Below are 21,215 nucleotides of genomic sequence, written 5' to 3'. Positions count from 1 at the left end.
TCCCGCAACGCGTGACGGAGGCGCCTGTTTACGATGGCTGAAGTTCGCTCAGGCGGGCAATCGCCAGTTTCGACACGTCAGACAGCTGCGCCCCATCAGCACGGGCGTACTCCGTGATTCTTTGCTTCATACTGCGCGCCCAGAATTTGCGCAGATGGGTAGCCACAGCCTCTGCCGCGCGGGCCTCGTCTCCGTGATAAATGTTGTTGTCGCTGATCTGGTTGATCATCTGGATCAGGTGGGCCAGCTCCTGGTCAGTCATGGTTAGCCTCTTCCGTCTGCGGTTCACTGCGATGGTAGATAACGTGGCGTCCGGGCCGGGCAAACGCGATCAGCGTCATACCTGCCTGCCGGGCCAGCCTGATCGCGAGGGCCGTGGGCGCAGACAAGGCCACCAGACAGGCAATTCCGACACTGGCGCACTTCTGCACCATTTCGTAGCTGGCGCGACTGGAAACCAGCACAAAGCCATCCCGAAACGCGTCGTCGCCAAAGCTTTGAAGCTGCGCACCGATTAACTTGTCCAGTGCGTTGTGACGGCCCACATCCTCCCGGGCACACACAATGTGGCCCCGACTATCGCACCAGGCGGCCGCATGGGTGGCACCGGTCTGCTCCTGAAGCTGCTGATGCTCGCGCAGGTGGGCCAGGCCACGCTGTACCGCCCCATCTCCGGGTACCGGGGCAGGCGTCACCCGGGCGACCGCTGGAATTGCCTGCTCCAGCGATTCCACACCGCACAGGCCACACCCCGTGCGTCCGGCAAAGTTTCGACGCCGCGCCTTCAAACGAGCCAGGCACTCCCCGGCAATGTGCATTTCCACACTGAGCCCCAGCTCACTGGCTACCACCTCGAGGTCGAACAGCTGGTCAGCACCATTCAGGATGCCTTCGGTCATGCTGAATCCCAGCGCAAAATCCTCAAGATTGGTAGGCGATGCCATCATCACTGCATAGGACACGCCGTTGTAGACCAGAGCCACCGGGATTTCCTCAGCGACACTGTCCAACCCGGGCGTGCCGACGACGCCACCTTGCACCTCAACCACCAGCTCCCGAACCGGAAGTGGCAGAGAGCTGTCGGCCGCGCCCGGAGGCTGGCCACCCAAATTACTTGAGCGCTGGGGCATCGGTTGCCTCCGGATCGGGGCTGGCTGTCTTCAGCAACTGGTGCTGACGTTCATCGAACTGCTCGAAGTGCCGCTGCCAGGCAGAGGGCTGGGAAACCTTCTCCACCTGCACCGCCGTAACCTTGTATTCCGGGCAGTTGGTGGCCCAGTCAGAGTTTTCAGTGGTGATGACATTGGCCCCGGTTTCCGGGTGGTGGAAGGTGGTGTACACCACCCCGGGCAGCATCCGCTCACTGATGCGGGCCCTGACCACCGTCTGGCCGACACGGCTGGTGATACCCACCCAGTCACCCTCACGGACGCCCCGCAGTTCCGCATCACTGGGATGAATTTCCAAAACATCCTCCGGATGCCACTTGCTGTTGTTGGTTCGACGGGTCTGGGCACCCACGTTGTACTGGGTCAGGATCCGCCCTGTGGTCAGCACCAGCGGGTACTTGCGGGTGGTTTTCTCGTTGCTGGCCACGTATTCGGTCACCGCGAAATGCCCCTTGCCAATGGGGAAGTCCTGCACGTGCATGGTGGGCGTGCCTTCCGGATGGGCGTCGTTGCAGGGCCACTGGATACTGCCAAGACGATCCAGCTTGTCGTAGCTGACGCCGGCAAAGCTGGGGGTCAGACGGGCGATTTCATCCATGATGTCAGATGGATGACTGTAGTTCATGGGGTAACCCATGGCATTGGACAGCGCCATGGTGACTTCCCAGTCCTCCAACCCGGCAATCGGGGGCATGACCCGGCGTACCCGGTTGATCCGCCGCTCGGCGTTGGTGAAGGTGCCGTTTTTCTCCAGGAAGGTGGAACCGGGCAGTAACACATGGGCGTACTTGGCGGTTTCGTTCAGGAAGATGTCCTGCACGATCAGGCAATCGAGCGAGGTCAGCGCCGCCTCCACATGCTGGATATTCGGGTCGGACTGGGCCACGTCCTCGCCCTGCACATACAGCCCTTTGAAATGGCCCGCCACCGCAGCATCAAACATGTTGGGAATGCGCAGCCCCGGCTCGTCATCCAGGGTCACGCCCCACTCGGCCTCAAAGTGCTGGCGAACCGCAGCGTCGCCGACATGCTGGTAACCCGGGAATTCGTGGGGGAAGGAGCCCATGTCGCAGGAGCCCTGTACGTTGTTCTGACCCCGAAGCGGATTCACACCAACGCCCTCTCTGCCCAGGTTGCCCGTGGCCATGGCCAGATTGGCAATGCCCATGACCATGGTGGAGCCCTGGCTGTGCTCAGTCACCCCCAGGCCATAATAGATGGCGCCGTTGCCCGCTTCGGCAAACAGCCTGGCGGCCTGACGCACCAGAGCAGCAGGTACTCCGGTTACGACCTCCATGGCCTCCGGCGAATTCCGCTCCTCGGCAATGAACTCGCGCCATTCCCGATAGGCCTCGGGGTCACAGCGATTGTCGATAAAGTCATGATCTTCCAGACCTTCGGAGACCACCACATGACCCAGGGCGTTGATCATTGCCACATTGGTGCCCGGGCGCAGGGGCAGGTGGATAGCCTCACCACCATGGGGGGTATGGAGCAGGTCAATCCGGCGAGGATCGATCACGATCAGTTTGGCGCCCTGGCGCAGACGTCGGCGCATCTGGGAAGCAAACACCGGGTGGGCGTCGGTGGGATTGGCGCCGACAACAATCATGGCGTCCGACTTCATCACCGAATCGAAGGTCTGGGTGCCGGCGGACTCGCCAATGGTGGTTTTCAGGCCGTAGCCGGTGGGGGAATGGCAAACCCGGGCGCAGGTATCGGTGTTGTTGTTGCCGAACGCGGCCCGGATCAGTTTCTGCACCAGATAAGTTTCCTCGTTGGTGCAGCGGGAGGAGGTAATACCTCCGATACTCTCCCGGCCATACTTATCCTGGGTGGCCCGCAGCCGGCGGGCGGCGAATTCAATGGCTTCGTCCCAGGATACAGTCCGCCATGGGTCGTTGATGGCATCCCGGATCATCGGCTCGCGAATGCGATCCTTGTGGGTGGCGTAGCCAAAGGCGAAGCGGCCTTTCACGCAGGCGTGGCCGTGATTGGCATCGCCGCCCTTGTAGGGCACCATGCGCACCAGCTTGTCGCCCTGCATCTCGGCCTTGAAAGAGCAGCCCACGCCGCAGTAGGCGCAGGTGGTCACCACGCTGTGCTCCGGCTGACCGGACTCGATCACACTCTTTTCCATCAACGTGGAGGTGGGGCACGCCTGCACACAGGCGCCACAGGAGACGCACTCGGAATCCATGAATGGCTCGTTCTGGCCCGCCGACACCTTGGACTCGAAGCCACGGCCGTCGATGGTCAGGGCAAAAGTACCCTGCACCTCTTCACAGGCCCGCACGCAGCGGGAACAGACAATGCACTTGCTGGGATCAAAACTGAAATAGGGATTGGAGGCGTCGGTTTCCGCATCCAGATGGTTCTCACCGCTGAAGCCATAGCGCACCTCCCGCAGTCCCACGACACCGGCCATGTCCTGCAATTCGCAGTTGCCGTTGGCTGGACAGGTGAGGCAGTCCAGCGGATGGTCGGAAATATACAGTTCCATGACGTTCCGGCGCAGCCGGGCCAGCCGATCGTTCTGGGTGGTCACCGCCATACCGTCAGCCACCGGTGTGGTGCAGGCCGCCGGGTAGCCACGCCGCCCTTCCACCTGAACCGCGCATAACCGGCAGGAACCAAAGGCTTCGAGGTTGTCCGACGCACACAGCTTGGGGATGTTGATGCCTACCATGGCCGCCGCCCGGAGCACGGAGGTGCCCTCGGGCACCCGGATCGCCTTGCCGTCGATGGTCAGCTCAACCAGTGTCTCCGATGTGCTGGGCGGGGTGCCGTAGTCCAGATCCGGATCCAGATGCCGTTGATCGGGCTCGTAGTATTGCAGCATGCCTTGCCTCCCTCCGGTCAGCCTGTCAGGTCGTCCGGAAAATGTTTCATGACACTTTGGACCGGGAACGGGGTCATCCCGCCCATGGCACAGAGCGAACCATCCACCATGGTTTCACACAGATCTTCCAGTAATGCGAGATTCTCTTCCGGGCGCTCGCCGGCCCGGATGCGGTCAATCACTTCCACTCCGCGCACCGAACCAATGCGGCAGGGCGTACACTTGCCGCAGGATTCCACAGCGCAGAATTCCATGGCGAAGCGGGCCTGCGCGCCCATGTCGACGGTGTCGTCGAAGACCACGACCCCTCCGTGGCCAATGCCGGCGCCGAGCCCGGCGAAGGCCTCGTAATCCATGGGGGTATCCCACTGGCTTTCCGGCAGGTAAGCCATCAGCGGCCCACCCACCTGTACCGCCTTCATGGGCCGGCCCGACAGGGTTCCGCTCCCGAAATCCTCCAGGATCTCTCGCAGCGTCACACCGAACCCCAGCTCAATGAGACCGCCCTGGCGAATGTTGCCCGCCAGTTGGATCGGCAGTGTGCCCCGGGACCTTCCCATACCCACGTCGGCATAGGCCGATGCACCCTGGGCCAGAATGAACGGTACGGTCGCCAGGGACAGCACGTTGTTAACGATCGTGGGCTGACCGAACAATCCGTGAATGGCCGGCAGTGGAGGCTTGGCGCGCACCAGCCCGCGCTTGCCTTCCAGACTCTCCAGCAGGGACGTCTCCTCACCGCAAATGTAGGCCCCGGCCGCCAGCCGGACTTCCAGATAAAAACTCTGCCCCGTGCCGCGGACGTCTGCCCCCAGGTAGCCCTCGGCCTCTGCCCGGGCGATGGCCTCGTCGAGGATGCGGTGGGCCACCGGGTATTCCTCCCGGAGGTAGATGAACCCCTGGTCCGCGCCCACCGCCAGACCGGCAATCACCATGCCCTCGATCAGCAGGTAGGGATCACACTCCATCACCAGCCGGTCGGCGAAACTGCCGGAATCGCCTTCATCGGCGTTACACACAATGTATTTCTGCTGGTCATCCGGCTGGTCCAGCACCGTTTGCCACTTGATGCTGGTTGGAAAAGCCGCGCCGCCCCGGCCTCGCAATCCAGATTCCTTGACCTGATCGACAATGGCCTGGCCCGACAGTTCTACCGCCCGGGCGAGGCCCTGAAAGCCACCGTGATCGCGATAGTCGTCGATGGAAAGCGGATCGGTCAGGCCGATGCGAGCAAAGGTCAGACGCTGCTGCCGCTTGAGGTAGGGGTGATCTTCAATGTTGCCGAGGCAGGATTCGTGGTCCCGGCGGGCTTCGAGCAGCCCAGCCTCAATCAATGCAGACACGTCGTCGGGCTCCACAGGGCCATAGGCGATCCGGCCCTGACCGGTATCCACCTCCACCAGGGGCTCCAGCCAGCACAGGCCACGGGAACCATTGCGTACGAGGGTAATGGACTGTCCCCGATCATCGGCCGCCTGCTGGATCTGTCTCGCTACCTCATCCGCCCCCAGTGACAACGCCGTGGTGTCACAAGGCACATAGATTCGAATTGCCATGCGTTTCCCCTGTTTATTGCACTTCGAGTGTCGAGGTGGTGAGTTGTTCCGCCAGCAGGTCAAATTTCTCCGGCGTCATCCGGCCGAGAATCCGGTCGTCCAGGCGGATGGAGGGCGCACACGCGCAGTTGCCCAGGCAATAGACGGGCTCCAGGGTGAATTCACGATCGTGGGTGGTCTGGTGAAAGCCGATCCCGAGGCGCTGCTGTATGTGCGATTCCAGCGCCCGGCAGCCCATCGACTGGCAGGCCTCGGCCCGGCAGATTTGCAACACATGGGTCCCGGCAGGCCGGGTTCGGAAATGATGATAAAAACTGATGACGCCGTGGATTTCGGCGCGGGTCTGCTGGAGGGCCTCGGCGATGACGGCAACCGCTCCCTCGGGAATGTAGCCGATGCGGTCCTGGATTGCGTGCAGGATCGGCAGGAGTGCGCCGGGCTTGTGCCGCAGTGCATTCACCTCCTGCCGGATGGAATCCTCATTCCACTCGCCCTCGGCTCCCTCCGTGGGCAGCGGGTATTCTGTCGGGGTAGCCATGGCCTGTCCTGCCGTGATTAAGCGCTTTCCCTAATCGTGGTCCCTTAGCGGCAAGTTTTCCAGCTGTATACAAGATCAACCAGGGCAATTTATCGCTGTGCCCGGAGACCGGTCACAGCAAAGAATCCCAAGCTCGTTCGGAGTCAGCGAAGATCCGGGTTCAGGGTGTAGGTACCGGTGACTCGCGCACTGTCGAGCACGTGCCCTTTCATGGCCTCGCGCACCGCATTGCCATCGAATTCACCTTCAAGGCCCAGGCTGTCCACATCCAGGGCAAAAATCTCGAAGTGATAATGGTGAATGATTTCATCATTCCACGGTGGGCAGGGGCCGTCGTATCCGCAATAGGTACCACCCATGTCCGGGTTGCCGGCGAGAAACTGGGTGTAGTTGTTCACCCCACGGACGCCGATCGGACCGGGGCCACCCGCTTTTCCTTTCGGGGCGACGCCATCGCTGTCCTCGCCTTCGGGGATACGGCGGGTATCTGCCGGAATATCCACCAGCAGCCAGTGGAAGAAGTCCACCCGGGGTAAATCCGCGGCGACCGTCCGGCCTTCCTTGTTCACATCGTCGGCAACACTGGGCACATCCGGATCGAACATGATCACCGCAAAGCTCCTGGTGCCGTCGGGAACCTGGTCCCACACCAGTTCCGGATTCTTGTTCGGGCCAAAGCTCATGTGATCGGTCGAACTGTAGACTCCGAACGCAAATCGCTCCGGAATCGGCTGCCCATCCTCAATACCTCGGACTTCTAGTTTCACAACCATCCCTCCTGTTGATTGTCAGACGCCAGTCGGCCGGCCCCGAAGGCCACACCGGAATTGACCACACCCGGTTGTATCAATGGCGTCCGCCTGTTGTCCAGATTAGCAGAGCCCGGAAGATCCGAATGACAGACCACAACCACCCGCGTCAGATCACCCGCTTGTCCCTGAGTTCTTCCCGACGTGCCTCGTCCAGCCCCAGAATAGAACTGAGAACCTCGTCGGTATGGGCGCCAAGTGCGACACCCACGTGCCGAACCCGCCCCGGGGTATCGGACAGGCGGGGAAACACCTGTTGCATGGGCAGTGGGTCGCCATGACGGTCGGGGACTTCAACGATGCTGTCGCGCGCCCGGAAATGGGGGTCGTCCAGCATTTCCGGTGCACGGTAGACCAGACCGGCCGGAACGCCGGCCTCTGCCAGTACATCGACAATCTGCTGGGCGTCATGCTGACGGGTCCAGGCCGCCACCAGATCATCAATGGCCAGCTGGTTCTCGCCCCGCGCCCGATGAGTAGCGTAATCCGGATGGTCTGCCAGCGTCGGCTGCCCCATGGCGTTGCACAGGCGGGCAAACACCGTGTCCTGATTGGCGCCAATGACCACATCACGGCCGTCACGGGTCGGATAGGCGTTGGACGGTGCCAGACCTGGCAGGAAGCTGCCACTCCGCTCCCGCACCTTGCCCGCCCGGGCGTAGTCCGGGATCAAGCTCTCCATCATCGCCAGTACCGATTCGTAGATGGCGCTGTCGACCATCTGCCCTTTGCCGGTCCGTTCCCGGTTTTGCAGCGCCACCAGCGCGCCGAGGGCTCCGTGCAGTCCCGCCAGCGAGTCGCCAAGAGAAATACCCACCCGCACCGGGGGCCGGTCCGGGTAACCGCTGATGTAGCGCAACCCGCCCATGGCCTCGCAGACGGCGGCAAAGCCTGCCCGCCTGGCATAGGGTCCGTCCTGCCCAAAACCGGTGACCCGGACCATCACCAGTCTACGGTTCAAGGCGGACAGCACGTCATAACCCAGGCCCCATTTTTCCATGGTGCCGGGTCGGAAGTTCTCGATCAGCACGTCCGCTTTGGCCACCAGCTCCTTCAGGAGTTCCTGGCCCTCCGGCTGGCGCAGATCCAGGGTCACGGACTTCTTGTTGCGACCAATCACGTTCCACCAGATCGGGTCGCCGTGTTGATCTTCGGTCCCCCACTGGCGCATGGCATCGCCCTTGCCGGGCGGTTCAATCTTGATCACCTCGGCACCGAAATCGGCCAGGATCTGGCCACAATAGGGGCCGGCAATCAGCTGACCCAGCTCCAGAACCCGGATGTTCTCCAGAGCCATGGGGGAAGAGGGGGATGGGGTTGTTGTGGACATTCTTGGTTCAATCCCTTGTCACTTTTGTTGCTGTTCTGCGCGAGATCGTCAGCGGGCTCGGAACCCACTCTGCCAAAAGCATACACCGTTTGGTCACCGGAGAGCCGCCGGGATGCACACGCCAATGAGCCGGAACCTTCTCCCGCCTGGGCGGACCAACTTGATCATGCCGGCGAATGAGCCATAGTTGAACAGATTGAAGCCCCCGGGGAGGATCCAGCCATGGCCGACGAAGACTATAAAAAACTGCATCCCATTCTGAGTTCGGTGACCCAGACCTACGTGGACCTGTACACCAACAAACCCAACGAGAAAAACCGTGAGCAGCTGATCAAACTGGAGCAGTTGCTGCACGAGAAACTGGAAAAGCTCAAGCAGGCCCGGGAAGCCGGGGAATAATCCGGAAACCTTCAATCCTGCGACACGGAGAGGCTGCGGGTTCTGAAATACTCCCGAGTGAGCCGGACCACAAGGGGCGACAACAGAACGATGGCAATCAGGTTGGGAATCGCCATCAGGCCGTTTGCAATGTCGCACAGGCCCCAGATCAACTCCAGATCCATCACAGCCCCGACCGGCAGCAGACAGCAGAACAGGTTTCGGTAAAGGGTAATTCGTTCCGACCCGAACAGGTATCCGGTACCCCGTTCGCCGTAGACGCTCCAGCCCACCACACTGGAAAACGAGAAGAACAGCAACGAGAGCGTGACGGCGAGCTTGCCCAGATCCGGTACCGCTGCATTGAACGCCATGGTAGTGAGTTCGGAGCCACTGACGCCAGTGGTCCATACGCCCGTGGTAATAATCACCAGGGCAGTAATCGTGCACACTACCAGCGTGTCGAACAGCGGCCCGTTCATGGCTACCAGCCCGGCCCGCACCGGTTCATCGGAACGGGTCGCGGCCATGGCCATGGGGGTGGTGCCCAGTCCCGCCTCGTTACTGAACACCCCCCTTGCCACCCCGAACTGGATCGTGGTCATCACTGCCGCGCCAGCGAAGCCGCCAGTGGCCGCCGTTCCGGTGAAGGCGTCACCGAGTATCAAGGCCAGGGCACCGGGAATGCGATCCACATGAATGCCCAACACCACCAGGGCACTGCCCACGTAGACCACGAACATCAGAGGCACCAGTCGGGACACCACCTTGCCAATGCGGCGAATACCGCCGACGATCACCAGCCAGATCAGGACGGCGTACACCACGCCGATGCCCAGCTTGACACCTAGGACGTTGGCCTCGTCCGGTGCATACGCCAAAACGTCTCGAAGCGAGAACTCCAGGGTATCGGCCACCGAGTTGGCCTCCACCATGTTGCCGGTGCCAAAGGCCGCCAGTATTGCGCAGAAGGCAAAAAACCGGGCCATTGGCTTCCAGCGCGGGCCAAGGCCACGCTCGATGTAGTACATGGGGCCGCCGGCATAGCCCGTTTTCGGGTCATAGGTGCGATAGACCAGCGCCAGGGTGGTGCTGGCGAACACCGTTGCCATGCCGACGACTGCGGTCACCCACATCCAGAAAATGGCACCGGGGCCGCCCAGGGCGATGGCGGTGGCGACACCGGCAATGTTGCCATTGCCAATGGCGGCGGAGAGGGCGACGGTCAATGCACTGAAGTGGCTGAGTTCACCCGCCCGGGAGGTTTCGGCATCCCGGCCACTGACAATGCGCAGGGACAGCCAGAGGCGAAAAAGCTGAATAAAGCGAAGGCGAACGGTGAGGTAGAGGCCGGTTCCCACCAGCAACAGAATGGTCAAGGGACCCCAGACAAATTCTCCGACGCCTTCAACCAGCTCCAGCACGCAACAAGGCCCCTCCTCTGGGCGTGATGGTCAGATCAGCCCCATTTGTCGTGGGGTGCCGTGTAGTTGCGGAAAGCCATCAGCAACTGCTCCGGTGTGTCCGTGAGCACCAGCATGTCGATGTATTCCTGCCTTAAAAAACCGGCTGCGGCCATGGTGCCCGCCATGTCCAGCAGATGATCGTAAAAGCCGTCCACGTTGTAGAAGGCGCAGGGTTTCTTGTGCAGGCCAAGCTGGCCCCAGGTCCAGGCTTCGAAGATTTCTTCCAGCGTGCCGATGCCCCCGGGCAGGGCAACAAAGCCATCGGCCAGTTCCGCCATCTTGGCCTTGCGCTCATGCATGTCCCGGACAACAAACAGTTCGGTAAGACTGCTGTGCGCAAGTTCCTGGTTCCGGAGGTGTTCGGGAATAACCCCGTAAACCTTGCCGCCATTGGCCAGCACCGAGTCAGCGACAATGCCCATCAGCCCTACGTGACCGCCACCGAAGACCAGATCAATACCATTGTGCCCAAAGAAGGCGCCCAACTCGGCGGCCTTTTCGGCAAACCGGGCGTGATTGCCCGTGCGGGAGCCGCAGTACACCGCGATTTTCATAGTCTGGTGGTCCCTCCTGAACGGATGTTTCCTTCCATACCAATCATTCCTTCTTCCATTCAAAGGGTCGGAAAGGCTCGTCGATGGGGGTCTCGGCGATGTGATTGATGTAGTTACTCATCACTTTCTGAGACAAGATAAGGATTACTTCCATCACCTGCCGGTTGCCGTAGCCGGCCTTGTAAAAGGCATCCAGATCCTCACGGCTGACTTTCCCACGCTTGCGCACCACCGCCAGGGTAAAGGCTCGCAACGTTTCCAGTTTCGGGGTGGGCAACGGGCTCTCGTTGCGCAGCGCTTCAATCAGCCCCTCGGACACCTGCATACTCCTGGCGATACCCGTATGGGCCGGCACACAATAATGACAGGCGTGTTCCACATTGATGGATTGCCAGACCACGGTGCGCTCGTCGTTATCGAAACTGCTGACCATCACCAGCTCATGCAGAGTCTGGTAGGCGTTCAGTACACCCGGCGCCTCGGCCATCACCGCGTGCAGGCCCGGAATCATGCCGAACACCCGGCAGGATTGTTCCAGCAGGGGTTTGGATTCTTCCGGCGCGGAATTCAGATCGTGCAGTGTAAAGTCATTCATCACCGCCTCCTCACATTCGATACACCCATCTGACCTCAAAGCAGTATGGCACGGGAATCCCGGCCCAACCGCCAACCGGTTCCTGATCCGGATAGATGGTCCGGTCGTTCAACGAGTTCTGTCAGTGCAGGGGGAGGGAGATGGATTGACCGGGCGAAAGCCGCCCGGCCTGGAAGGCGGCGCCCCGACCGAGGCGCCGGTTTAAGCACCCGATTGCCGGGCTATTACTTCGCTTTCTGCCATGCGAAGGGCTTGAACGGCTCATCCACCGGTGTCTCGGCGATGTGATTGACGTAGTTGCTCATCACCTTCTGGGACAGCACCAGAATGATTTCCAGCACCTGCCGCTGGCTGTAACCGGCACCGTAGAAAGCGTCCAGATCTTCGCCGTTGACTTCACCACGCTTTCGAACGACCGCCAGGGTGAAGGTGCGCAGGGCTTCCAGCTTGTCGCTGGGCAGTGGTGTTTCGTCCCGCAGGGCGTTTGTGATCTCGTCCGAGACCTTCATGCTCTTGGCAATGCCGGTATGCGCGGGGACACAGTAATGGCAGGCATGCTCCACGTTGATGGTCTGCCACACGACGGTGGTCTCGTCGTTGTCAAAGCTGCTGCCCAGAACCAGTTCATGCAGTTTCTGATAGCCATCGAGAAGACCCGGGGCCTCAGCCATAACCGCGTGCAGATTGGGAATCATCCCGAACGCCTTCTGAGATTTATCCAGCAGCGGTTTGGATTGCTCTGGCGCGGAATCGATATCGTGCAGGGTAAAGTCTGTCATGTCGCTCTCCTTTCTTGAATGATCGCTCAACAACGCGAACCCTAACTATTTTTGAGCGATCATTCAAGTTATAATTGAGTGAGCATTCAACAAATAATCTGATGATCACGGATATGGCCCGACAAGCCCGGTACGACAGACCAACATTGCTGAATAAAGCCATCTCGCTGTTCTGGGATCGCGGTTACCACGGCAGCTCCATGAAACAGATCGAGCAGGCCCTGGATCTCCGTCCCGGCAGCATTTACGCCGCCTTTGGCAGCAAGGACGGATTGTTTGCCGAGGCCCTGGCCACCTACGCGGATCAGGGTCGGCTAGAGCTGATGGGGTATCTGGAGAGCTCGGAGTCCATCGTCGATGGCCTGCAGACCTATCTGCGTGCAATGGCAGGCACCGCATCAGCGTCCGCCGACAAACCGGCACGGGCCTGCATGATCATCAAGACCCTGCTGGAATCGAGCCGGACCCACCCGGAACTGGCCGGGCAGGCCGAGCAGATTCTGGCGGACGTCCGCAAGGCACTGGCTGAAGCGCTGGAACAGGCCAAAATGGCGGGCGAGCTGGCCGACCATACCGATTGCGAGCGCCTGGCCCGCCTGATCCAGGCTCAGATCGTGGGCCTCCGTTCCATGGCCGAACGAGGCCTGAGTCCGGAAGAACTGACAGAACTGGCCAGCGACGTGTCAGCCATACTGGACGCCTACCGGGCCCGGCACTGAACCCGGCCCGGCAGAAGCGGCACCGGTCGCCAATTGTGCCCACTTGCATCGGCAGGCTACTATAGCCCCCTCAGCCCACACCCACCCTTTCCCGACAATGCCGAGTGATAACAGCCAAGCGTTTTGGTCCCAGAGCGTTTGCCTCTTTTCACTTCTGGATCGGACACTATGGATAACCTTCAGCACATCGTGGTGGTGGGTGGCGGCGCAGGCGGATTGGAACTGGTCACCCGGCTGGGCAACAAACTGGGCAAGAAACGCAAGGCGCGCATCACGCTGGTAGACGCCGGCCTGACCCACGTCTGGAAGCCCCTGCTGCACGAAGTCGCCTCCGGCTCCCTGGACGCCAACGCCAACGAGATCAACTACCGGGCCCACGCCCGCAAGCACCACTACGAGTTCCAGCTGGGCCGAATGTGTGGCCTGGATCGCCGAAAGAAGGAAGTGGTGATTGCCCCCTTCCATGACCAGGACGGTGAGGAAGTGGTGCCGGAACGACACCTCCAGTACGACACCCTGGTGATTGCCGTGGGCAGCACTGCCAATGATTTCGGTACGCCGGGGGCGCAGGACCATTGCCTGTTCCTGGACAGCCTGAAGCAGGCCCGGCGATTTCATAACCTGATGCTCAACGCCTTCCTCAGGAAAAACCACGAAGCGCAGCTCGATCGGCCCCATACCCTGAATATCAGCATCATCGGTGCCGGTGCCACCGGTGTGGAACTGGCGGCGGAGCTTCGACTGGCGTCCCGGGAACTGCCAGTCTACGGCATGAACCACCTGACTCCCTCGGATGTGTCTATCAACATCGTCGAGGCCGCTGACCGGATCCTGCCCGCGCTGCCGGCCAGATTGTCTGCCGCGGCAACCCGGGAACTGGAGCGCCAGCAGGTACAGGTACACAGCGGGCAGCCCGTAAGCGAGGTCAAGGCCAACCGGATCATCATGCAGGATGGATCCGAACTGGCTTCGGAAATGACCATCTGGGCCGCGGGCATCAAGGCACCCGCGTTTCTGGCCAATCTCAACGGGTTGGAAACCAACAAGAGCAACCAGCTGTTGGTCGAGCAGACCCTGCAAACCACACAGGACACCGATATTTTCGCCCTCGGCGATTGCGCGGCCTGCCCGCAGCCAGACGCCGACCGTCCGGTACCGCCCCGGGCCCAGGCCGCCCATCAACAGGCCGATACCCTGTTCAAGACACTGACTCGCCGCCTGCAGGGAAAAGAGCCCGTGCCGTTTGTCTACAACGATCACGGCTCGCTGATCAATTTCAGTCGCTATACCACTGTGGGCAACCTGATGGGCAACCTGTCGGGGCGGAGCATGTATATAGAAGGCAAGGTGGCACGGTTGTTTTACGTGTCGCTCTACCGCATGCATCAGGTGGCGCTACACGGCTTCGTACGGACAGGCGTCATCTGGCTGATGGATAAAATCAGCCGGGCCATGCACCCGAGGCTGAAACTGCACTAGGGTCAGGGTGGCCAGGCTCCAAGCCTGGCCAAAACCAGACAACCTAAAAGAATAAAAAGAACTCGTATATAAACACATGAACTAGGCGCTCCCTGTGCATATCGGCATTATCTGCCATCTTTAACCGTGACGAGTAAGGTTCCTGTCTTCAAAGCACCCACAGAGGACGCTGTCATGGTTAAAGCCAGCACCGCGATACTTCTGGCTGTCGTCGCCTCATTCTTTGCAGGTTGTGCCACACAAACTCCCGGCCCGGGGGACCTCCCGCCGCCCGCTGCGGTCCCCACCACCAGCGACCCGGGTTTTGTCCAGTTTCGTTACTTTGACAACATCAGCGGCTCTGACATTTCCAACCTGACCGAAACGCCGGCATTTCCCGATAACCCGGACCGGGTGGAAAGCCTGACCTCGCTCGAAATGAGCAATCGTGGCAACAACTATGGGGCCTGGGTGCGGGGTTTTATTATGGCACCAGCGACCGGAGACTATCGGTTCTTCATCAGCGCTGACGACGCCGCACAGTTATTGCTGAGCCCGTCGGACCAACCAGGGCAGGCCGGGATCATCGCAACCGTGCCCGGTAAAACCTCCCAAGGGGACTACAGCAAATACAGCTCCCAGGCGTCCGGTATCCAGAGGCTGACGGAAGGGCAGCCCTATTATTTTGAGGTTCTCTTCAAACAGGGCGGCGGACCGGACCATTTCAGCGTTGCCTGGGAAGGACCTGGCCTGGCCCAACAGGTGATCGGCACCGATTACCTGTATAGTTGGTCCGAATCCGGCTTTGGCGACGGGGAAACCACTCAGGAGGCCTACTCCCTCGGTTATCGCGTCGGTTACCTGGATGGCAGCGAAAACCTGGCGTTCAATCAGCTTTATCCGCCCCTGGACGAAGACGGTGATGGCCTCTACGACAACTGGGAAATCGCCAACGGCCTGAATCCCGGTGATCCGAACGACAGCAATAATGACCCGGATGGCGATCTGATCTCTGCAGCGGATGAATTCCTGATCGGAACCCGGGAAAACAATCCGGATTCCGACGCCGATGGCATGCCCGATGGCTTCGAGTATGCCTCCGGGCTGGATCCCCTCGACTCCGCCGATGCCAGCACGGATCTCGACAACGATGGCTTTACCAATCTTGAGGAGTACGAGGCCGGCACGTCTATCAATGACTCGCAAAGCTTTCCGGTCGTTGACGATGGCGGCACAACAACCGATCCGGTACCCACCACCGGAACAGCCATCATCAGCTGGACGGCACCTTCCACCCGTTCCGACGGCACCTCTCTCGCCCTGAGCGAGATCAACTCATACCTGGTCAAATACGGGACAAGCGAGACAGCACTGGACCAGTCGGTGGTTATCCCCGGCTATGAGACCTCGGCAACCATCGAAGGTCTGTCAACGGGCACCTGGTATTTCACCGTGCAGACGGAAGACACCGGTGGACTGCTCAGCCCGCCATCTCCGGCCGTCTCGAAGACAATCAACTAGGCCAGGAGTAAGAGAACACAAGTTCGCCGATCAACCTCTCCGGTTTCCTCGGAAGCCGGAGAGTGCCTGCCCAGCAAAAAATCATAGAACTCTGATATATAGTAGTGTTTTGGCTCATCGACAGGTAAGAGTCGTGTAGAGTGGAGCGGGTGAAGGGAATCGAACCCTCGTATGCAGCTTGGGAAGCTGCCGTTCTACCATTGAACTACACCCGCGTATGCAATGGGCCGCGCAAAAATATAGAGTGCTGGCACACGGTTAGGCAAGCACAGAGTCTGGAGTTGTGATGGACCCCACCCTTACCCTGATGGGTGCCCTGATGCTGGTGATCAGCATTCTGCTCAGCCCGCTGTCCAGCCGGGTTGGCATGCCGGTGCTGCTGATATTCCTGGTTGTCGGCATGATGATGGGCCAGGACGGCCCCGGTGGCATTGAATTCGACAACTTTCCTCTGGCATTCCTGATGGCCAACCTGGCGCTGGGGGTCATACTGCTGGATGGCGGCATGAGGACCCGTGCCGAGACCTTCCGGGTAGGACTGCGACCAGCCCTGATGCTGGCCACACTCGGGGTATTCCTGACCGCCGGGGGCGCTGCCGTGGTTGCCCACTGGGTGTTTGACCTGCCCTGGCTGCTATCACTGCTGATCGGCGCCATCATTTCCTCTACGGACGCTGCCGCGGTCTTCTCCCTGTTGCAGGGCCGGGGCCTACACCTCAACGAACGGGTCAGTGCCACACTGGAGATCGAATCCGGCAGTAACGATCCCATGGCCATCTTTCTGACGCTGCTACTGGTCACCCTGATCGGTAACGAGGACGCCAGCGCCGGCGGTGAAGCGGCGACGATGCTGGCCAAACAGATGGGCATTGGGGGCATCGCGGGCGTGCTGGGAGGACGCCTGATCGCCGAACTGACCAACCGGATCCGGCTGACGCCCTCCCTGTATCCACTGCTGGTCGCCGCCGCCGGCATTGCCGTATTTGCCGGAACCAACGCCCTGGGTGGCAGTGGCTTCCTGGCGATTTATCTGGCCGGTGTGGTGATCGGCAATCGCGAGGTCCGGATGATGCCGATGATCCTTCAGGTACACGACGGCCTGGCCTGGCTGGCCCAACTGTGCCTGTTCCTGATGCTGGGCCTGCTGGTATCGCCCTCCGAGTTGTGGCCGCTGGCCGGTGGTGGCCTGATCATGGCCCTGGCACTGATTCTGATTATTCGTCCGCTGGCCGTTACACTCACTTTGCTGCCATTTGGCTTCAACCGCCGGGAGCTGGGATTTATTGGCTGGGTCGGTCTGCGGGGTGCGGTTCCCATCGTACTGGCACTGTTCCCGGTAATGGCCGGGTTGCCGGAGTCCCAACTGATATTCCACATCGCGTTCTTTATCGTCCTGGTCTCGCTGGTGGTGCAGGGCACCACCATGGCACCTCTGGCCAGAAAGCTTAAACTGGAGGTGCCCTCCGGCGAAGACCCGTACCGGCGATTGCCACTGGATGTGCCGGCGGCCGGTGGCCATGAGCTCATGCTGTTCCCCTTACGGGGCAAACCCTGGGAGACCCCCCGGCCACTGGGCCAACTTCACCTTCCGGAAAAAACCGCCGTGGCTGGCGTATTCCGGAATCAGGTCTGCCTGCAGCCAAACGTGGACCTGCAGGTGGTCAGCGGTGATGTGCTGGCCATGTTTGCCACCCCCGGTGTCCTGCCCGAACTGGGCAAGGCCCTGAGTGGTCGGCACGCGCCCGAATATCTGGCCGAACGGGCCTTTTTCGGGGACTTTGTGCTCAATGGCGATGCGCTGCTGGGGGATGTGGAGCAGGTTTACGGCATCGAATTCGACGACTTGCCACCCGAGCTGTCACTGGCGGAGTGCTTCGCCAAACGCACCAGAGGCCACCCGGTAGTGGGCGATACCGTTTTGCTGGGGCCGGTGACGCTGGTGGCGAGAGCAACCGAATCCGATCGGGTCACCAAGGTAGGCCTCAAGATGGAGGGGCCAGGCACGAAACATCAGAAAAAAGATCACGCCAAAAGTTAACAAAAGCTCTCAACATTGGCCTGGCGGCCTATGTTATAAATGCGCCTGTGCAAAGATTAACCATTGGTAAGTTCACTAAACATGTTTTCCCGATTTTTTTTAAGCGCCTGTCTACTGGCAGCCACCCTGATTTCTCCAGCCGCGGTGTCGGCAACTGAGCTGTTGGCCAAGGCTGACACCCATATGCCAATGCCGGCCTCGTCTCAGGCTGAGTCGCTGGACATCAGTCAGGTGCTGGTGCGAAAAGGTGAGCGTCGGCTCTACCTGATGGATGGTGAGCGGGTGGTGAAGAGCTATCGCGTATCCCTGGGCGATAACCCCGAGGGCCACAAGCTCTATGAGGGTGACGAACGCACCCCGGAGGGTGATTACGTTCTGGACTGGCGCAACGCCAGCAGTGATTTCTACAAATCGATTCACATCTCCTACCCGAACGAACAGGACAGGGAACAGGCGAGGGCCTGGGGACAGGACCCCGGCGGCAGCATCATGATCCACGGACTACCCAACGAAGTCGGCGACATGGCATTTGCCTACCGCGGACTGGACTGGACCGATGGCTGTATTGCCGTGACCAACGAAGAAATGGATGAAATCTGGCAACTGGTCGCGGACGGCACCCCAATTCGAATTGTTCCGTGAACTTTCCGTGACAGCAGCATTAAGTTGTTGTCACGTGGTCGAAAAATTTACGTACCCTTTGTTAACATTTTGGCTCTGAGTGTTTTACACTGAGAAACGATCCGGTTGTCAATGCCCTTTGGGCGCGATTGACAGGAAGTCATCTATACTGATTTCCGGAGCATAGGAAATAACTCGACCAATAAGGGGAATCATAATGCGTAAACTGACGATCGCCGGGTTCGCTCTGGCCACTGCTATGACTGCAGGCTGCGCCTCCAACCAGGCTGCCGTTGACGAAGCAACTGCAACCGCGAATTCTGCCGAGCAGACTGCCGAAAATGCTCTGAGCACCGCTAACAGCGCTGCTTCCTCTGCTCGCACTGCACAGCAGACTGCTGAAGAAGCACTGGCTGCTGCCAAGGCAGCTGAGCGCGCTGCTAACGAAGCAAACGAGCGCGCCAAGCGCATGCTTGAGCAGTCCAGCATGAAGTAAGACTCGGCCTGAGCCGACGTCTAAAAGGCCGGTTTAACCGGCCTTTTTTATGCCTGCTTTTTAAGCCTCCGCATCCGGAGCCGCATCCCCGGTTCCCTTGCCATCCTTCGATTCCAGAAAGCCTTTTACCAGCTCCAATGGTAGCGGGAAGACAATAGTGGAGGCGTTGGTGTTGCTCATATCCGCCAGGGTTTGCAGGTAACGCAGCTGCATGGCCCCATGATTGGCAGACATCACCTGAGCGGCTTCTACCAGTTTCTTCGAGGCCTGAAGCTCGCCTTCCGCATGGATCACCTTAGCCCGACGTTCCCGCTCTGCCTCGGCCTGACGGGCAATCGCCCGGATCATTGATTCGTTCAGGTCAACGTGTTTGATCTCCACATTCGCCACCTTGATACCCCACTCCTCCGTCTGTGCATCAATGATGTCCTGAATATCGGAATTGAGTTTGTCTCTCTCGGACAACATTTCATCGAGATCATGTTTACCCAGAACCGATCGTAGTGTGGTCTGCGCCAGCTGGCTGGTCGCGGAATGATAGTCCTCCACCCGGATAATGGCCCGTTCCGGGTCCACCACCCGGAAATACAGTACGGCGTTTACGCGCACCGTGACGTTATCCTTGGAAATCACGTCCTGACTGGGCACATCCAGAACGATCACCCGCAGATCGACCCTCACCATTTGTTGAATCCCGGGGATCACGATAATCAGGCCCGGCCCCTTCACACCCTGGAAGCGACCGAGGAAGAACACCACGCCACGCTCGTATTCCGGCAGGATCTTGATAGCCGACGCGAGGATCAGCAGCAGCACCACCGCGGGCGCAATGTATGGAATCAGTTCACCAATCATAGATCCTCCTTGGTTTCATTCGACCGTTTACGGATCAGGCGTTGTCGTGCTTCACCTCAACCGAAACCGTCAGCCCCTCAACCCCGGTTACCCGAACGCTATCGCCCGACTGCACGGGCTCCTGGCTCACTGCGTTCCAACGCTCACCACTTAATCGGACGTGCCCTCGGAAATACTCGTGTTCGCGGACAAATTCATCCAGCGCGACACCGCTCTCATGGGCAAGTTGCTCGCCGCCACTGACCGGATGATGGCGGCGCAAGCGAATGAACTTGGTCACCGTCCACAACATAAATCCGGCGGCGACAATCGCTGTACCACCAATGGTGGGCAATGAGATATCCCGATGCGAGCCATCCATCAAAATGACCGAACCGGTGACAAAGGCAACTATGCCCCCGATTCCCAGAATCCCGAAGCTGGGGACAAACGCCTCCCCGACCATAAACGCCAGCCCCAGCAGGATCAGCGCCAGTCCGGCGTAATTGACAGACAACACCTGAAACGCAAAGAGCGCCAGAATCAGGCAGATCGCACCGATCACACCCGGTACCACCGCCCCAGGATTGGCCAGTTCAAAGACGATGCCGTAGAAACCGATGATCATCAGGAAGTACGCGACATTCGGATCGGTGATCACCGACAACAGGCGGGTTCGCCAATCCGGCTGTGCCCGCACCACCGACAGGCTCGCGGTGTCCAGTGTGCGCTCACCGGTAGCCATACGCACCGTGCGACCATCAATCTGTTCCAGAAGTTCGCTGAGGTTATCCGCCACCACATCAATCACATTACGCTCCAGCGCCGCGGCAGCACTGAGGTTTACCCCTTCCCGGACCGCTTCTTCAGCCCAATCGGCATTGCGGCCGTGACGATTTGCCAGCCCCCGAATGTAACTGACGGCATCCTCCAGCACCTTGCGTTCCATGGCGGTGCCGCCCCTGCGCTTGCCGTCCTCATCCTTGCTTCCATCCTGGGCTTCATCGCTGGTGTCAGGCTGCTCAGACGGTTGAGGATCGCCCCCTGGCAGTCCGCCCATCTGTACCGGGGTTGCAGAACCGAGGTTGGTGGCTGGCGCCATCGCAGCAATGTGGCTGGCGTACATAAGGTAAGTGCCCGCACTTGCCGCGCGGGCCCCGGCGGGAGACACATAGCTGACCACCGGCACATCAGAGGCCAGAATCACCTTGATGATGTCGCGCATGGAATCCATCAGGCCACCGGGCGTATCCATTTCCAGTACCACCAGGTCGGCTTCACCGCTCTCAGCTCGTCGAATGCCACGGGTAACGTAATCCATGGTGGCGGGGCCGATCGCGCCTTCGATGGAGAGGACAAGCACGGTATTGGTGGATTTGGAGTCGGCCGAGAGTGGCTGTATGAGGGCGGCCAGACCAATCAGGCACGCGAAAAAAGAGATAAGCGCCCACAGCCGAAGCATGGGGTAAGGGAGGGTCCTGGCGGGTCGGTGACTCTGCATACGTCCTCCCC

General features: G+C 60.1%; 20 protein-coding genes and 1 tRNA gene. 7 read left to right on the top strand and 14 right to left on the bottom strand.

The annotated features are described in order from the left end of the window. Positions 1 to 28: 28 nt before the first annotated feature. The 7 genes from K8I84_RS12885 to K8I84_RS12855 form a co-directional block, all read right to left on the bottom strand. Entirely contained in the window at positions 29 to 262 is a 234-nt protein-coding gene (locus tag K8I84_RS12885) for a formate dehydrogenase subunit delta (protein WP_223795182.1), read from the bottom strand. Continuing rightward, positions 255 to 1,130, bottom strand: a complete 876-nt coding sequence (gene fdhD, locus K8I84_RS12880) for a formate dehydrogenase accessory sulfurtransferase FdhD (protein WP_223795181.1) — start codon at positions 1,128 to 1,130, stop codon at positions 255 to 257. Before fdhD ends, K8I84_RS12885 begins: the two co-directional genes overlap by 8 nt. Then, positions 1,111 to 4,011, bottom strand: a complete 2,901-nt coding sequence (gene fdhF / locus K8I84_RS12875) for a formate dehydrogenase subunit alpha (protein WP_223795180.1) — start codon at positions 4,009 to 4,011, stop codon at positions 1,111 to 1,113. Before fdhF ends, fdhD begins: the two co-directional genes overlap by 20 nt. Positions 4,012 to 4,028: 17 nt before the next feature. Continuing rightward, positions 4,029 to 5,567, bottom strand: a complete 1,539-nt coding sequence (locus K8I84_RS12870; protein WP_223795179.1) for a formate dehydrogenase beta subunit — start codon at positions 5,565 to 5,567, stop codon at positions 4,029 to 4,031. 13 nt (positions 5,568 to 5,580) lie between these two features. Beyond that, on the bottom strand, positions 5,581 to 6,105 hold the full coding sequence (locus tag K8I84_RS12865) for a formate dehydrogenase subunit gamma (RefSeq protein WP_223795178.1): 525 nt from the start codon (positions 6,103 to 6,105) through the stop codon (positions 5,581 to 5,583). A 143-nt stretch (positions 6,106 to 6,248) separates the two neighbouring features. Further along, positions 6,249 to 6,872, bottom strand: coding sequence for a YbhB/YbcL family Raf kinase inhibitor-like protein (locus K8I84_RS12860; RefSeq protein WP_223795177.1), 624 nt, complete (start codon positions 6,870 to 6,872; stop codon positions 6,249 to 6,251). 151 nt (positions 6,873 to 7,023) lie between these two features. Continuing rightward, complete coding sequence (locus K8I84_RS12855; protein ID WP_223795176.1) at positions 7,024 to 8,244, bottom strand: CaiB/BaiF CoA transferase family protein; 1,221 nt, start codon at positions 8,242 to 8,244, stop codon at positions 7,024 to 7,026. A gap of 222 nt (positions 8,245 to 8,466) precedes the next feature. Between K8I84_RS12855 and K8I84_RS12850 the strand changes: the two genes are divergently transcribed. Further along, complete coding sequence (locus tag K8I84_RS12850) at positions 8,467 to 8,643, top strand: hypothetical protein (protein ID WP_223795175.1); 177 nt, start codon at positions 8,467 to 8,469, stop codon at positions 8,641 to 8,643. An 11-nt stretch (positions 8,644 to 8,654) separates the two neighbouring features. On the opposite strand, the gene K8I84_RS12845 is transcribed toward K8I84_RS12850, so the two are convergent. The 4 genes from K8I84_RS12845 to K8I84_RS12830 form a co-directional block, all read right to left on the bottom strand. Beyond that, positions 8,655 to 10,046, bottom strand: a complete 1,392-nt coding sequence (locus K8I84_RS12845; protein WP_223795174.1) for an alanine/glycine:cation symporter family protein — start codon at positions 10,044 to 10,046, stop codon at positions 8,655 to 8,657. Between the two features lie 35 nt (positions 10,047 to 10,081). Then, positions 10,082 to 10,642, bottom strand: coding sequence for a TIGR00730 family Rossman fold protein (locus tag K8I84_RS12840; protein ID WP_223795173.1), 561 nt, complete (start codon positions 10,640 to 10,642; stop codon positions 10,082 to 10,084). A 43-nt stretch (positions 10,643 to 10,685) separates the two neighbouring features. Then, positions 10,686 to 11,237, bottom strand: coding sequence for a carboxymuconolactone decarboxylase family protein (locus tag K8I84_RS12835; protein WP_223795172.1), 552 nt, complete (start codon positions 11,235 to 11,237; stop codon positions 10,686 to 10,688). A 224-nt stretch (positions 11,238 to 11,461) separates the two neighbouring features. Further along, a complete protein-coding gene (locus K8I84_RS12830) occupies positions 11,462 to 12,016 on the bottom strand; it encodes a carboxymuconolactone decarboxylase family protein (RefSeq protein ID WP_223795171.1) in 555 nt (184 codons plus the stop codon). 113 nt (positions 12,017 to 12,129) lie between these two features. Between K8I84_RS12830 and K8I84_RS12825 the strand changes: the two genes are divergently transcribed. The 3 genes from K8I84_RS12825 (at position 12,130) to K8I84_RS12815 (ending at position 15,714) form a co-directional block, all read left to right on the top strand. Further along, complete coding sequence (locus K8I84_RS12825) at positions 12,130 to 12,735, top strand: TetR/AcrR family transcriptional regulator (RefSeq protein WP_223795170.1); 606 nt, start codon at positions 12,130 to 12,132, stop codon at positions 12,733 to 12,735. 168 nt (positions 12,736 to 12,903) lie between these two features. Beyond that, entirely contained in the window at positions 12,904 to 14,214 is a 1,311-nt protein-coding gene (locus K8I84_RS12820; protein ID WP_223795169.1) for an NAD(P)/FAD-dependent oxidoreductase, read from the top strand. A 174-nt stretch (positions 14,215 to 14,388) separates the two neighbouring features. Continuing rightward, positions 14,389 to 15,714 (top strand): fibronectin type III domain-containing protein, encoded by a 1,326-nt coding sequence (locus K8I84_RS12815; protein ID WP_223795168.1) that lies wholly within the window; start codon positions 14,389 to 14,391, stop codon positions 15,712 to 15,714. Between the two features lie 141 nt (positions 15,715 to 15,855). On the opposite strand, the gene K8I84_RS12810 is transcribed toward K8I84_RS12815, so the two are convergent. Continuing rightward, positions 15,856 to 15,929: transfer RNA gene (locus K8I84_RS12810), tRNA-Gly, on the bottom strand. Positions 15,930 to 16,000: 71 nt separating this feature from the next. Here K8I84_RS12810 and K8I84_RS12805 point away from each other — a divergent pair. From K8I84_RS12805 to K8I84_RS12795, 3 genes are all read left to right on the top strand, one after another. Next, positions 16,001 to 17,752, top strand: a complete 1,752-nt coding sequence (locus K8I84_RS12805; protein ID WP_223795167.1) for a potassium/proton antiporter — start codon at positions 16,001 to 16,003, stop codon at positions 17,750 to 17,752. A gap of 81 nt (positions 17,753 to 17,833) precedes the next feature. Further along, positions 17,834 to 18,394 (top strand): murein L,D-transpeptidase family protein, encoded by a 561-nt coding sequence (locus K8I84_RS12800; RefSeq protein ID WP_223795166.1) that lies wholly within the window; start codon positions 17,834 to 17,836, stop codon positions 18,392 to 18,394. Positions 18,395 to 18,590: 196 nt separating this feature from the next. After that, complete coding sequence (locus K8I84_RS12795; RefSeq protein ID WP_223795165.1) at positions 18,591 to 18,869, top strand: Lpp/OprI family alanine-zipper lipoprotein; 279 nt, start codon at positions 18,591 to 18,593, stop codon at positions 18,867 to 18,869. Between the two features lie 60 nt (positions 18,870 to 18,929). On the opposite strand, the gene K8I84_RS12790 is transcribed toward K8I84_RS12795, so the two are convergent. Further along, positions 18,930 to 19,724 (bottom strand): slipin family protein, encoded by a 795-nt coding sequence (locus K8I84_RS12790; RefSeq protein ID WP_223795164.1) that lies wholly within the window; start codon positions 19,722 to 19,724, stop codon positions 18,930 to 18,932. Between the two features lie 34 nt (positions 19,725 to 19,758). After that, positions 19,759 to 21,204 carry an NfeD family protein gene (locus tag K8I84_RS12785; RefSeq protein ID WP_223795163.1) on the bottom strand — a complete coding sequence of 482 codons (1,446 nt, stop codon included), beginning with the start codon at positions 21,202 to 21,204 and terminating at the stop codon, positions 19,759 to 19,761. Positions 21,205 to 21,215 lie beyond the last annotated feature (11 nt).

The organism is Marinobacter sp. F4216, from assembly GCF_019931195.1.
Lineage (GTDB): Bacteria > Pseudomonadota > Gammaproteobacteria > Pseudomonadales > Oleiphilaceae > Marinobacter > Marinobacter suaedae.
The sequence above is the reverse complement of the archived record's forward strand: the minus strand, read 5'-3'. Positions and strand labels throughout refer to the sequence as shown.